Origin of the sequence: Methanohalobium sp. (assembly GCF_018609725.1) — an archaeon.
Lineage (GTDB): Archaea > Halobacteriota > Methanosarcinia > Methanosarcinales > Methanosarcinaceae > Methanohalobium.
The window spans coordinates 1-13309 of the sequence record NZ_JAHENT010000090.1 but is presented as its reverse complement, the minus strand read 5'-3'; the positions used below and the strand labels follow the sequence as shown (position 1 = coordinate 13309).

The 13309-nt window shown below is 37.7% G+C and carries 14 protein-coding genes and 1 pseudogene; 10 read left to right on the top strand and 5 right to left on the bottom strand.

Annotated features, from left to right (window positions below; genetic code table 11):
* From QZ276_RS06115 to QZ276_RS06095, 5 genes are all read left to right on the top strand, one after another.
* A partial coding sequence (locus tag QZ276_RS06115; RefSeq protein WP_292486259.1) for a DHH family phosphoesterase occupies nucleotides 1-345 on the top strand: 345 nt, incomplete at its 5' end.
* A 66-nt stretch (nucleotides 346-411) separates the two neighbouring features.
* Nucleotides 412-1713 (top strand): phenylacetate--CoA ligase family protein, encoded by a 1302-nt coding sequence (locus tag QZ276_RS06110; protein ID WP_292486257.1) that lies wholly within the window; start codon nucleotides 412-414, stop codon nucleotides 1711-1713.
* A 44-nt stretch (nucleotides 1714-1757) separates the two neighbouring features.
* Nucleotides 1758-2201 (top strand): ACT domain-containing protein, encoded by a 444-nt coding sequence (locus tag QZ276_RS06105; protein WP_292486255.1) that lies wholly within the window; start codon nucleotides 1758-1760, stop codon nucleotides 2199-2201.
* A gap of 23 nt (nucleotides 2202-2224) precedes the next feature.
* Entirely contained in the window at nucleotides 2225-2584 is a 360-nt protein-coding gene (locus QZ276_RS06100) for a DUF2103 domain-containing protein (protein ID WP_292486254.1), read from the top strand.
* A gap of 14 nt (nucleotides 2585-2598) precedes the next feature.
* Entirely contained in the window at nucleotides 2599-3594 is a 996-nt protein-coding gene (locus tag QZ276_RS06095; protein ID WP_292486252.1) for a methanogenesis marker 12 protein, read from the top strand.
* Here the strand turns inward: QZ276_RS06095 and QZ276_RS06090 are convergent.
* Both QZ276_RS06090 and QZ276_RS06085 read right to left on the bottom strand, forming a co-directional pair.
* Nucleotides 3591-4058, bottom strand: coding sequence for a hypothetical protein (locus QZ276_RS06090; protein ID WP_292486250.1), 468 nt, complete (start codon nucleotides 4056-4058; stop codon nucleotides 3591-3593). The two genes, QZ276_RS06095 and QZ276_RS06090, sit on opposite strands and share 4 nt — an antisense overlap.
* A gap of 67 nt (nucleotides 4059-4125) precedes the next feature.
* Nucleotides 4126-4494: a metal-dependent hydrolase gene (locus QZ276_RS06085; protein WP_292486248.1), complete on the bottom strand. Its 369-nt coding sequence runs from the start codon at nucleotides 4492-4494 to the stop codon at nucleotides 4126-4128.
* A 206-nt stretch (nucleotides 4495-4700) separates the two neighbouring features.
* Between QZ276_RS06085 and clpB the strand changes: the two genes are divergently transcribed.
* The 3 genes from clpB to QZ276_RS06070 all read left to right on the top strand — a co-directional run bounded on the left by clpB (nucleotide 4701) and on the right by QZ276_RS06070 (nucleotide 9044).
* The gene (clpB, locus tag QZ276_RS06080; RefSeq protein ID WP_292486246.1) at nucleotides 4701-7343 is read left to right on the top strand and encodes an ATP-dependent chaperone ClpB; all 2643 of its coding nucleotides are present in this window, start codon (nucleotides 4701-4703) and stop codon (nucleotides 7341-7343) included.
* Between the two features lie 103 nt (nucleotides 7344-7446).
* The gene (locus QZ276_RS06075; RefSeq protein WP_292486243.1) at nucleotides 7447-8391 is read left to right on the top strand and encodes a phosphotransferase; all 945 of its coding nucleotides are present in this window, start codon (nucleotides 7447-7449) and stop codon (nucleotides 8389-8391) included.
* Nucleotides 8370-9044, top strand: a complete 675-nt coding sequence (locus tag QZ276_RS06070) for an HAD family hydrolase (protein WP_292486241.1) — start codon at nucleotides 8370-8372, stop codon at nucleotides 9042-9044. Before QZ276_RS06075 ends, QZ276_RS06070 begins: the two co-directional genes overlap by 22 nt.
* A 17-nt stretch (nucleotides 9045-9061) precedes the next feature.
* Here the strand turns inward: QZ276_RS06070 and QZ276_RS06065 are convergent, their stop codons facing one another.
* Nucleotides 9062-9772 carry a DMT family transporter gene (locus QZ276_RS06065; protein ID WP_342765705.1) on the bottom strand — a complete coding sequence of 237 codons (711 nt, stop codon included), beginning with the start codon at nucleotides 9770-9772 and terminating at the stop codon, nucleotides 9062-9064.
* A gap of 2 nt (nucleotides 9773-9774) precedes the next feature.
* Here QZ276_RS06065 and QZ276_RS11465 point away from each other — a divergent pair, with 2 nt between their 5' ends.
* The gene (locus QZ276_RS11465) at nucleotides 9775-10170 is read left to right on the top strand and encodes a hypothetical protein (RefSeq protein WP_342765704.1); all 396 of its coding nucleotides are present in this window, start codon (nucleotides 9775-9777) and stop codon (nucleotides 10168-10170) included.
* 149 nt (nucleotides 10171-10319) lie between these two features.
* On the opposite strand, the gene QZ276_RS06060 is transcribed toward QZ276_RS11465, so the two are convergent.
* Together QZ276_RS06060 and mmp11 are read right to left on the bottom strand one after the other, a co-directional pair.
* Nucleotides 10320-11876 carry a thiamine pyrophosphate-dependent enzyme gene (locus tag QZ276_RS06060; RefSeq protein ID WP_292486238.1) on the bottom strand — a complete coding sequence of 519 codons (1557 nt, stop codon included), beginning with the start codon at nucleotides 11874-11876 and terminating at the stop codon, nucleotides 10320-10322.
* The gene (gene mmp11 / locus QZ276_RS06055; protein ID WP_292486236.1) at nucleotides 11873-12784 is read right to left on the bottom strand and encodes a methanogenesis marker protein 11; all 912 of its coding nucleotides are present in this window, start codon (nucleotides 12782-12784) and stop codon (nucleotides 11873-11875) included. Before mmp11 ends, QZ276_RS06060 begins: the two co-directional genes overlap by 4 nt.
* Nucleotides 12785-13026: 242 nt before the next feature.
* Between mmp11 and QZ276_RS06050 the strand changes: the two are divergent.
* Nucleotides 13027-13309: pseudogene (locus QZ276_RS06050) on the top strand (RNA-guided endonuclease TnpB family protein); the annotation flags it as partial.

The window sequence follows — 13309 nt, the reverse complement described above, 5'->3', positions numbered from 1 at the left end:
GAACGTGTGAATGAATGGTTGGTGGTAACATCGAATGTAAGTTCTTTTGGAGGTGCAGCATCCTCAATGTTGATTAATATAGGGGCTGATGTGGCTTTTGTAGCTACAACCTGTGATGGTAGTATAAGAGTCAGTGCGCGTGCTAGACGTGATGCGGTCAATTCGGGTGTAAATCTTGGTAAGATAATGGAAGATATAAGTGAACATTACTGTGGCACAGGCGGTGGTCATCCGGGAGCTGCAGGTATCGATGTTGTAACTGATGTTAACCAGATTCTTTCAGAATGTAAAATGCGAGCACTTGAAACACTAAAAAAAGAAACTGTTAAAAATGAAAACCATTAATTATTATAATTATTCTGCTAATCAATAAAAATTATCCGTTTATAAGAAAAACAGGCAGGAAATACAATGGAATACTGGGACCCACATATTGAACGAATGCCGGTTGATGAATTAAGACAATTACAGGAATATAAATTAAAACAACTTATAAATTATGTTTACAGCCATTCTCCTTTTTATAAAAAACGGCTTGATGATGCCGGTATAAAACCAGAAGATATAAATTCACTTGAAGATGTAAAAAAACTTCCTTTTACCTATAAACAGGATTTGCGTGATAATTATCCTACTGGAATGTTTTGTGTTCCGAATACACAACTTGTACGTTTCCATGCATCATCAGGAACATCTGGAAAACCTACAGTTGTGGGATATACAAGAAATGATATCAACTGCTGGGCTAACTCGCTTGCAAGAGCCCTAACATCAATAGGGATAGGTCGAGGGGACAACATGCAGGTAAGCTACGGCTATGGACTTTTTACAGGTGGTCTTGGATTACATTACGGAGCTGAGGAGGTATCAGCTTCGGTGCTTCCAACAAGTGCCGGTAATACAGGGAGACAGATTGAATTAATGCAAGATTTGGGTACAAGTGTCATAGCCTGTACACCATCCTATATGTTGTACATGAATGAAGCTGCAAAGAATATGGGTATCAGTATAAAGGATGATACCGATTTAAAGATTGGCATACTCGGAGCAGAACCGTGGTCAGAAGAGATGCGCAAACGGATAGAGGATACAACCGGTATTAAAGCCTATGATATCTTCGGAACATCAGAATTGAGTGGTCCGTTATTTACCGAATGTAAATACCAGGATGGTATCCATATATGGGCAGACCAGTTTCTTGTCGAAATCATAGACCCTGATACAGGAGAGCCACTGCCAGATGGTGAAAGAGGTGAACTTGCAATAACAACCCTTTCAAAAGAAGCGCTTCCTCTTATCAGATACAAAGTCGGAGACCTTACAGCCTTAAACAGTGAACCCTGTGAATGCGGACGTACTCATCCAAGGATTACAAGAATTACCGGCAGAGTGGATGATATGCTTGTTGTTCGGGGTGTCAATGTATTCCCTGGCCAGATTGAAGCTGTGCTTATGAATATACCAGAGGTAGGTGAACATTTCCAGATAATAGTCGACAGGGTCAATGAAATGGATATGATGAAAGTGCAGATTGAAATGACCGATACAGCATTCAGTGATAGGGTGAATGATATTATATCTCTTGAGAAAAAGGTGGAGTCTGCTCTTAAGAGTGTACTGAATGTGTCAGTTAAGGTAGAACTTGTTGAACAGGGTTCCCTTCCAAGAACTGTAGGTAAATCCAAGAAAGTTATTGATAATCGAAACCTATAACATTAATTGGGTATTATTAAAAAATTGGTTATGTGGGTGTTTACATGGATACCGAAGATAATATATTAAAACAAATTTCCATATTTGCAGAAAACAAACCAGGAAGACTTGCAGATATAGCGGACAAACTCAAAAATGCCGATGTAAATATCAGGGCTTTTAATATAGCAGAAGCCGGTGAATTTGGTATTATACGAATGGTGGTGGATAATCCGGATAAAGCCTATGAATCACTTCACAACACCGGATTTACAGTTTCTGAAACAAATGTACTTGGTATAGAGATGGAGGATGTACCGGGAAGTTTATCCAATATTGCAAATAGTCTGGGTGAACACGGAATTAATATCGATTATTCCTACGCTTTTGTTACAAAAACCGAAAAAGCCCTTTTGATAGTACGTGTTGATGATATCAAGGGAGCTATTAGTGTACTGGATGATGCCAGTTTCAAATTGGTTGATATGGAAGAAATTAAACATCTCTGAATAAGGGATGAAGGTTTTAAAAAATGAGGGATGAACAGAAAAAAAATGTAACCTCTGCTGAAGAATCACCCTATGATAAGCTGGGTGGTTCACATTCTACCATCATCGGCGGTCGTCAGGGGAGAAGAATAATCCATATCATTGGTACTCATCCAGAAGTGAAAAAAATAATACCAGCTGTTATTCAAGTAAAAGCAAAAAAAGGTGTACCAGGCGGGGCGTTTTCTGCCAAAGCTTTACGCTGTGATAAACGGGGAAACTTGCGGATGGTTGTTTCTCAAGGCACATCTACTCAAGAATTGCGGATTATAACCACTGTAGGAGATGTTGTAGAAGGAAAACGCATTATGGATGAATTAAATGAAATGCTTCAGGATAAATAAGGGTATGTGTAATAATGTTTATCGGTATTGATCATGGTACAAATGCAATACGCATTGCATCTATTACAGAAGATGAAGATACTGATTCTTACAGGTTTGAATTGCCCCGTGACAATGCTGCATCTATGAACGAATTTGATATTATTGACTACATTATGGATAGCTTTGATGTTAGCAAAGAGAATGTTAAACTTATGGCTGTCACATATTCGATGGGCGATGATATCAACAGTATTGAGAATATAAAAAATGTTTATTCAAGAGGTGTTAGAAGTATAGAAGGGGCAGGTAAAAAGACAGGAGGGGGAGCAAAAGTTTTTGATGCTATCAAAAATTCAGACATTCCTGCAGTGGTAATTCCCGGTATACATACAGGAAGCAATACAGACCAGCGTATGAATATATTTTCACACTCGACCAGCCCTGAAAAAGTGGGTATAGCGTACCATGCGCGATGCCTCAATCAGGATGGTGATTTTATCGTTTCAGATATTAGTTCTAATACAGTTACATTGGGTGTATCAAATAAAAAAATTGCAGGTGCAATTGATGCCTGTATTTTTGCACCCGGTTTACAGCATGGTCCACTGGATTTGCAGGCTATACGAGATGTTGATTCGGGTTTATATTCAGCAAATGAAGCGTTCATGAACGCCGGTGTATTGAAACGCACACTGTATACTGATTTTCAGACTCTACTTGATGCAGTCGATAAAAATAATCCTGAAGCAGTTCTTGCACTTGATACAATATCACTTTTTGCTGCAATGGAAATTAAAAGTATACAGGTATTACTTTCCGACCTGAAACCTGAACTGGCAGATAACATATATCTTGCAGGTTCGGTTGGTGAGGTTGAATATGTAGTTGATAAAATCCATTACCATCTTGGTATAAAACCTTATGTTCTTGGCAGATGGAGTGCAGCTATAGGATGTGCAGAAATTGCCAGAGATATTGTTTCTGGTGCAACAGAAATTCTTGGACTGGATGTCAACTATAAAAATTAGAAAATAACCCATTTTGAATATTCATCTAAAAAGTTTTGAATTATATCTTCTTTTGAATATTTTTTTATGTCTATTTTACCCTGAACACCACTTCTTAAAAGAATTACAGCCTTACAGTAACTTGGTTTGTCTTCCGGTTGATATGGAAAAGCAAAATTCATTTTCTGATAGGGTTTTCCTTGTATAGCATAATAGAATTCTTCTTCATCATCTTTGTAAACACTAATAGATGCGGTTATAGAGGACCTGTCTTCAAGGTCTTCAGGTTCTTCTATGACAACTTTACGACCTTTGTTTTCAAGTTCTTTTTTGAGTTGTGTAAATGCTGGAATTACTGCGTTTTCAATAAACCCTATTATGTGATATCTTGTATCTGCATCCGAGGTACTTGATTCTAAAGAGGATTTTTCTTTTTTTTCTTTCCCTTCAAGTATTTTATTTAAACGAGAAATCCAGTCAGCCATAAAAACTCCTGTATATTAATTTGTAATATTTATATAAATGCGTTACTCTTGGAAATTTATTAATATATTAAAACAGTGGAAGCCCTGAGGGTGTTGTTGCATCCAGTATCAGGTGGGACAGATAACCTGCTAAAATAAATCCCGTATATAAGGTTAATATATTTTCATTGAAATACGCGACGTTTCCAGTGTTAAATATTTCATACAGTAGGTAACTTGTAGTAAAAAGGATAACTTTTGAGTGGAAAAATTTTCTATGTTTGCTGTTTTTTGCTGGTTCTATTTTATCGGGAAGCGTAGAACCCATTACAGAAAATAATATAGCTATCATACTTAGTAATGGGCTTATTGTTATATTATGGATTTTACCAAGGATTAGTAATACTATCAAGCCCGAAATTGCTCCAGCAGTTATATGTGTTTTGTATCTTGGCATACTGGATTTTTAGTATTTATTATTTCGTTATATATATTTTGGTTACTATCTTTCCGTGCGTATTAATTCTTTTAATTAATAACTTCTTTTTTAACCAAAACTTTTATATAGAAGAACAAATCCATATAACATTGTTTAACAAAATTTCATTATCAAATTAACATATCATCTAATTACCTAATCAGGATTATTATTGGTGATAGGAAATGAACGGGGAGAATTTTACACAAAAAACATATGAAGCACTCCAGAATTCGACAACTATTGCAGCACGATATCGTCATCAACAAATTGACTGTGAGCATTTACTTCTTGCATTACTTGAGCAAAAAAATGGCTTGGTACCGCGCATCTTGCAAAAAATGGACATTTCACCAGAAACAATAATTCAGAAAGTAGAAAAAGCGCTATCTGAATCACCCAGTGTTTCTGGTCCTGGCAGTGAACAGGTATATATGAGTCAGAGGCTTAAACGAGTGCTTGATACAGCAGGCAAAGAAGCAGAACAGATGGGTGATGAATACGTAAGTGTAGAACATCTGTTATTTGGATTACTCAAAGAGTCTAACAGCTCAAGTGGTAAAATACTGTCAAATGCTGGTGTGACTCGAGAATATCTGCAACAGGTATTAAAAGAGATCAGAGGGGATAAAAAAGTGACAACTGAAAATCCAGAAGAGACCTATGAAGCCCTTGAAAAATACGGTATCGATTTTACAGAACTTGCAAAACAGGGTAAACTTGATCCTGTGATAGGAAGAGACAGAGAAATAAGGCATACTGTAAAGATTCTTTCACGCCGCAGAAAGAACAACCCGGTACTTATCGGTGAAGCGGGTGTAGGTAAAACCGCGATTATTGAAGGGCTTGCACAAAGAGTAGCAAATGGTGATGTCCCCGAAGATATGTCAAATAAACGGATTATTGCCCTTGATATGGGGGCTCTTATAGCAGGTGCGAAATATCGGGGTGAATTCGAAGACCGTTTGAAATCGGTGCTCAAAGAAGTATCAGAATCTGAAGGTCAGATAATTCTGTTTATTGATGAACTGCACACAGTTGTGGGGGCAGGTGCTGCAGAGGGTTCAATGGATGCAAGTAATTTACTGAAACCTATGCTTGCACGCGGAGAACTTCACTGCATAGGGGCAACAACTCTGGATGAATACCGTAAAAACATTGAAAAAGATGCTGCGCTTGAGCGCAGGTTTATGCCGGTAATGGTCGGAGAGCCCGATGTAGAGGATACCATATCAATCCTTCGCGGACTTAAGGAGAGATATGAAGTCCATCATGGAGTTAGGATTAAAGACTCAGCACTTGTAGAAGCAGCCGTTTTGAGCGACCGCTATATATCGGAACGTTTCCTACCAGACAAAGCAATTGACCTTGTGGATGAGGCGGCGGCAAATGTCAGAACCCAGATTGACAGCAAACCCACTCAACTCGATGAGGTCGACCGGAAAATCACACAGCTTGAAATTGAACGTGAAGCTTTGAAAAAAGAAACAGACCCAGTATCCAAAGAACGACTTGAAAGCCTTGAAAAAGAGTTATCGGATATCCGTGAACAATCCAAGACTCTAAGAGAACAGTGGCAAAAAGAAAAGGAAATAATCTCAGAACTGCGTTCACTCAAAGAACAGATAGAGGATACCAAAACACAGCTTGAACGTGCAGAAAACGACAATGACTTTGAACTTGCATCAAGATTAAAATACGGTACATTGATACCTCTCCAGCGCCAGTATGAGGAAAAGGAAGAAGAACTTCAGCAAATGCAGGATGAGATGCTTCTCAGAGAAGAAGTTGATGAGGAGGACATTGCTGAAGTTGTTAGCGAATGGACTAGTATACCGGTAACCAAACTGATGGAAGGGGAACGTGAAAAACTTACTCATCTGGAAGACAGATTACATTATAGAGTGGTTGGTCAGGACGAGGCTGTAAAAGCAGTTTCTGATGCTGTAGTACGTGCACATGCCGGTATCAAAGACCCGGATAAACCAATTGGAAGTTTCATATTCCTTGGACCTACAGGTGTAGGTAAAACTGAACTTGCAAAGGCTCTGGCGGCTGAACTCTTCGATGATGAAAACAATATGGTACGTCTTGACATGTCCGAATATATGGAGAAACACACTGTGTCTCGGATGATAGGAGCACCCCCGGGTTATGTAGGACATGAAGAAGGCGGTCAACTTACAGAAGCAATCAGACGTAGACCTTACTCTGTGATACTCTTTGATGAGATAGAAAAGGCACACCATGATGTATTCAATATCATGCTACAAATACTGGATGACGGTCGCCTTACCGATGCCCACGGAAGGACAGTGGATTTCAAGAACACGATAATCATAATGACTTCAAATATCTTTGTGGATTATGTACATGAACAACTGGAAAATGGTGCAGATTATAGTAAAATGAAATCCATGGCTCAGAATGAACTGAGCAAACATTTCAGACCCGAGTTCCTGAACCGTATTGATGAGGTTGCAATCTTCCGTCCATTGACAAAAGAACAACTTGTTGAAATTGTGGATATCAAGGTAGAAGACTTGGCAGAAAGGCTCAAGCATCAGAGACTCAAATTTGAAATTACAGATAAAGCCAAACAATATCTTGCAGAAAAAGGATATAGTGAAACCTACGGTGCAAGACCTCTACAGCGTGTTATACAGAATGAGGTTGAAACCGAAGTTGCCAAATCGATTGTTTCAGGGGATGTTCCCGAAGTATCAACAGTTAAAGTTGATTCCGATGAATACGGTATTGTAATTAATATTGAGAAACCACAAAGCACTGAAGAAAAAGAAAGTGTAGCATCAAACGGACAGCAATAAATATAAGCTGTCCCTCTTCTTTTTTTATATATGCCGCTTTTTTAAAGACTACCCTTAAAGTTTAATATTTTAATTGATTAAATAGTTAGAGGGAGTATTATCTGTGAGTAGGGAACATTTTGTTAATACGATTACTCGAGGTCATAAATTCAGGGATTGGCTTATAGAGGTACTTGATGGTAGAGTACAAAATAAAGAATGTGCTGTCAATGTTTATGAAATCAATATTTCGTCTCACACTGTCTGCAGGTATGAATTTGTGGATGAAGGTTTCAGTGTGGTAGCGAAATTTCTTGGAGAGCCAAAAGGAGAAACTCGGGAATATAACCCATGTGATGTTATGGAGAATGAATTTGAAAACCTTAAAAAAGTTAATGAGATAATCAATACATCAAAACCAATTGCGTGGAATAAATATTTTAATTGTGTTATTGTAATTGAATACGTTTCCGGCAAATCTCTAATGTGGTATATGGAACATGAAAAACATCTTGACAGTCGGCTTTCAGAAATTGCAGGGCTTCTTAGAAGACTTCATGATAATACAAAGATGAACTTTTATGACAGGAAAAAGGAATTTGATGATTTTCAATGGAACCTTGATTTTCTTTATCTTGACGCTCATACAAGAAATAAATTTGATGAATTACTGGGAAAATGGTGGAACAGCCCACAGGTAAATGAGGAATATAGTTATTTCATACATAGGGATGTAACACCTCTAAATTATATTTTCCATAACGATAAAATATATGCTATCGATTTTGAGAGTTCAGGTTATAGAAACCGTATACATGACCTTGGAGTTTTCTGTGCAGAAATTAAAAACCATTTTGCATTGAAAGGTTCTGGTCAAAGGGCTGAACCCTATATCAGGCATTTTTTATGGGAATACAGTAAAGACGAAGAAGAATTTTATAAGATAACGGTTACACTTCCCTTTTATATGGCTTATGGGTGGCTAAGGATTGCTCGTTTGGGATGGCATCCCGGTTATTACAATTATCTTCTCAGAGAGGCAAAATCATGTTTAAACGCGGTAAGGTAAAGGGAATAATCTTTGATTGTTACAAAACTCTCATTGATATCGAAACTGATGAAGACTCACTGGAGACCTATGATATAGTTAGCAAATGGCTTCTTTATTATGGTGTCCAGATATCACCTGAAAAATTAAAAGGTGAATATAAAAAAAAGGTCAGTAAAGCATTCGAATCAAGTGAGCAGGATTATCCAGAAGTAAAAGTCGAGGATATATTTTCTGAAATTTGTCAAGAAAATGCAATATGGGATATTGATGAAGAGATACTGGGGATTGAAACAGCCCGCCTTTTTCGGGCGGCTTCGATACAAAACATAGGAACCTATTCTGAATCACTGGAATTACTTGAGATATTTGAGGATTATCCCAAATGTATAGTATCCAATGCTCAAAGGGTTTTTTCAGAATTGGAACTGAAATATCTTGGGTTGCATAAGTATTTTGATTTTGTAATTTTTTCATCGGATTTTGGATACAAAAAGCCTGACGAACGTCTGTTTAAAATTGCCCAGAAACGGCTGGATATCAACCCTGAAGAAATTTTATCGATAGGTGATACCACAGAAAACGATGTGGAACCCCCTCAAAAACTTGGGATGAGAGGAGTGCATATAGAAGAAGCTTGGAAGTTAACCACCGCATTTAAACATCTATTCTGAATAAAGTAAAAAAAAGTTTAAAAGTTATCCTCCATTTTTAAACCTTCTGTGTTTTGGTTTCTTAGTGTTTCGATTTCAAGGGGCTCTTCTGTAAACATCACAACAGCACCTGCAACACATAACAATCCTCCGATAAATACCGTCCATCCCGGTGTTGAACCCACAAACAGGAACAGTAATATTATAGATATCAAACCGTATAAGTTCGCCACACCCTGTCCGCGTCCAACACCGATAAGTGGAAAAGATTTGTACCATGTGACATAACAAAAACCAGATGCAAGCCCTGTAAATGCCAGAACCATCAATGGAACCGGCTGGAATACTGCTGTTGCATATTCATAAATTGGGAATCCTGTCATTACAAATATTGGTATAATGATGAGCCACCAAAACAGCAATTCAAATATAAACCTTGCAGTCAGACCGGTGTCAGATTCTGAAAACTCCAGTCCTATCCCTGCAATAGCTCCTTCAAGCCCCCATCCCGATGCAGCCATTAAACCTCCCAGATATCCAAGCCATTGCAGTCCTCCAGCACTATGAATGTCGTGTATAAATTTACCTCCAAATATGGATATACTTCCCAATATGATTATGAATATACCAATACTGGCACGTCTGGTTACTTTTTCACCGTACCATAAAAACGCTGCTACAGAGCCGACAACAGGATATAGAAGACTTGCTACTGCTGCAAAAACACTTCCAATAAATGTCATTGCCATAAATGAGCCAAAAATTGCAACATGTCCCCCCAAAAACAGATCCTGCCAGAAGCCATTTGGAATATAAGTTAAAGTTTTTGATGGTTCTTCCGAGTTCATTCAATCTCAGCAGACAACCATTCCAGATGATAAGCGATAGTAATGCAAACAATGCATTTAAAGCCGATACTTCTGCAGCAACTACAACCATCGAACCACTACCGCTCATCATATGTGAGACTTCAGAAAGGATTTCATTGAAAGGATTGATATTCCATATGATCTCCCCTGGAATATACCACAATCCCCAGAAAACTGCACATATAAGAGCCCACATATATCCGCTATTTATCCTTTTCCTTTGCTCCTGTTTTTTCAGAGCTTCAACATCACCCATTCTTTTGCCACCTCTTTTCTAAGACTATTTGTGCTGGAGATAGCAGCATGATGAACTAATCGTGTAAAAATACCCGGCAATAGTTTACTCGTGAGAGAGCAGTCAGAACATACGAGCAAAAAATAGGTAATGAAAAAACAATTAAAGCCAAAAAATCTAACTGGTTTTGGATTACCGATATTTAACACATTTACCTTTTGCAAGTATAACAGAAACACCGGAATTGTTTAATTTATCATTAATCAATTCCGACATTGATTTTTTAATATCTTCCTCTGTTTTATCATTGATGCTGTATATGGAAACATCATTAACAATTGATTTTACAACATCTGTAAGGTCGGGTGTATCCTGACCACCTGTCATTGCGGCAACTTCATTTTGAAGGACAATGACCAGTACATCAAAACCACCATACACAGCATTAATCAAGCTCATTAATCCAGAATGTGCCAGTCCAAAATCGCCTATAACTGCAATACCTTTGTTATTAAACCCACAGGCTGTACCTATAGCAGAACCAAGAGCAAAATCGACATCTATAGCTTTCATTGGTTCGGGCGCTCCAAGAATTGAACACCCCATATCAGCTGCTACTTTTACATCAAGCTTACGTAAAATCTGATATAAAGGTATGTAAAAGCATCCTTCACAGAAACCCCGGTAACCTCTATTTTCAAGTGTCTGTATTTTTGTGTATTCTTCTAAAGAGTCTTTATTAATATAATCAAGAGCAAATTCAATGTGTTCTGCATTTATTTTTCCATAGGGTACATGTCCTGTTGTTTTACCGTAAACATTGCCAAAAATATTAATCTGGTTTTCAATAATAGGTTCACTTTCCTCGATAACCAGTATACGGTCATGGTTTTTTATAAACTCTTTCAGTTTTTTATTGGGTAGTGGATATACCATGTTTAAAGAAAAATGTGAAAACTTATTGTATTCTGGTTTATCCAATATTTTATCTATAAGGTTAGAAGGAGTCCCTGATGATATAATTCCAACTTCTGAATCTTTAATGGTCGGTGTATTTAAATCGGTATCTTCAGTTTCCTTTGTAAGCACAGGGAATTTTTCCAGATGGTATTTTTGATGTCTGCCATGCATTGTAAGTTCCCAGATAGACCTGTCAAAAACCGATTTCTGGGGTTCTGGTTGAAATTGTCTTTTATTTTTTATAAAATCCTCACTGCCTTTTGACTTGTTCAATCTATCAGTTATCCTTACAATTGCGGGAGCTTTTATTTTTTCAGAAGTTTCAAATGCTTTTCTTATGGATAAATAGGCGTTTTCCGGAGTAGAGGGGTCATATACAGGTACTTCTACAATATTACCATACCATCTTGAATCCTGTTCATTCTGGGATGCAACAGCTTCTGGATCATCACCTGTAATAATTACAACACCTGAACCGATGGAATGGGTTGTGGATGTAATTAATGGGTCTGACAGTACATTCATACCTACATGCTTTGTAATCATCAAACTTCTGTGACGGGATATTGATGAACCCAGCACAATTTCAAGACCTGTCTTTTCATTTGTAACCCATCTGGCGTTATATCTGCCGTCCTGATTATCCAGAAATTTCTGCATTATCTCTGTAACAGGAAATCCTGCAACACCATTTATTGTTTTGACACCACTATCTACAACAGCAGAAAATAAAGCATCCAGTCCGGTGTAAACTGTATCTGTATTATTAATGGAATTATCGGTGGTCATTGTAATCCTGTATCCAGTTTTATCGATTCATCGGGTTTTGCAAACCACGGTAAAGCAGCCAGTGCACCAATCACCCCGTCTCCATCAAGCCAGATTTCAACTCCGTTTTCCCTCGCATATTGCATAGCAAAATCTTTGCTTACTTCTCCCAAACGACACATTTTGCTGTAATTATAAATATCCATTGCATCAAACCCTGAAAATGCGACCATACCGGTCTTATCAGATACACTGTATTTTAAAAGAGCGGATTTTATTTCCTGAAGGATTTTGTTTTTTGTGTTCTCATCCAAACATCCAAATTCAAGCACAGTAGATACACAGTTTTGAGTTTTGGAAGATACAGGATAAAGCTGTACAATAGAATGTGATAGATAGACCGATTCACTACAGTTTATTGCATCTGCGATGTTATGAGTCAGTGTCCATGTAGCTCCTTTTTCTTTTGTGTCGGTATCATCAATTCCAATTATAAGACGTTCTCTTCTTGGAACTATAATCTTTCCCTTTGCTGAGCGTCCCCCACCGGATTCGGTAATATCATAACTTATGACACCATCGGCATAGGCTCTGCATTTGGTAGCACCTACACCACCCCCTCCAAGTCCTGCATAGGTTATTTCCACTTTATCATTTTCCACTGTTACTGATTCAATACCTGCAGCAAATGATGAGGGTTTTAATTCAAGGTTTGAAGTACCGGTTTTAGCATAATATCTGGTCATATCTCCGATGGTGTTTACCTGTAGAATAAGGGGTGAATTTGAGTAATGATAACGAGCCCATGAAGCACCCCCATAGCATCTGGGATGTTCTATGATTTCTGCATATCTGTTATTCCGGTCACACACTGCATATATTCCCTTATACGATATGGTATAGGGTTGTTCAAGTTCTATTTCTCTCATCTGTTTGCTTTTTAGTGGACAGGTTTTTAAAGATTTTGTTATTTGTCACGAGAAATAGAGCAGGAAGCCAACAGTTTTAACTGTTCTCTTCAAATCAGAGATTTAAGTTGTTTTAAAGATATCTTTAAACTTGGTTTAAAGAGTGAGGAATGCGTACATTATTAAAATAAACCATTAATGACCAGCAGTGACATCTCTGTTTCATAATTAGTTTATATGTGTATAACATATTTGTTGATAGCATGTACCTGACATTGAAAGTTAAACTGAATCCCGATAGAGAACAACATGATAAATTACTGGAAACCATGGATACTTTCAATGAGGCCTGTAATTATGCTTCTGAGATTGCATGGAACAACAAGAAATTCGGTAAAACAGGGATTCAGAAATTGACTTATTATGATATTAAGCAAAAATTCGGTCTATCTGCTCAATTGACTGTCAGGGCAATCGCTAAAGTAGCTGAAAGCTACAGCAGCGACAGAAAGACCATGCACAAATTTGATAGAAAGGGAGCTGTGG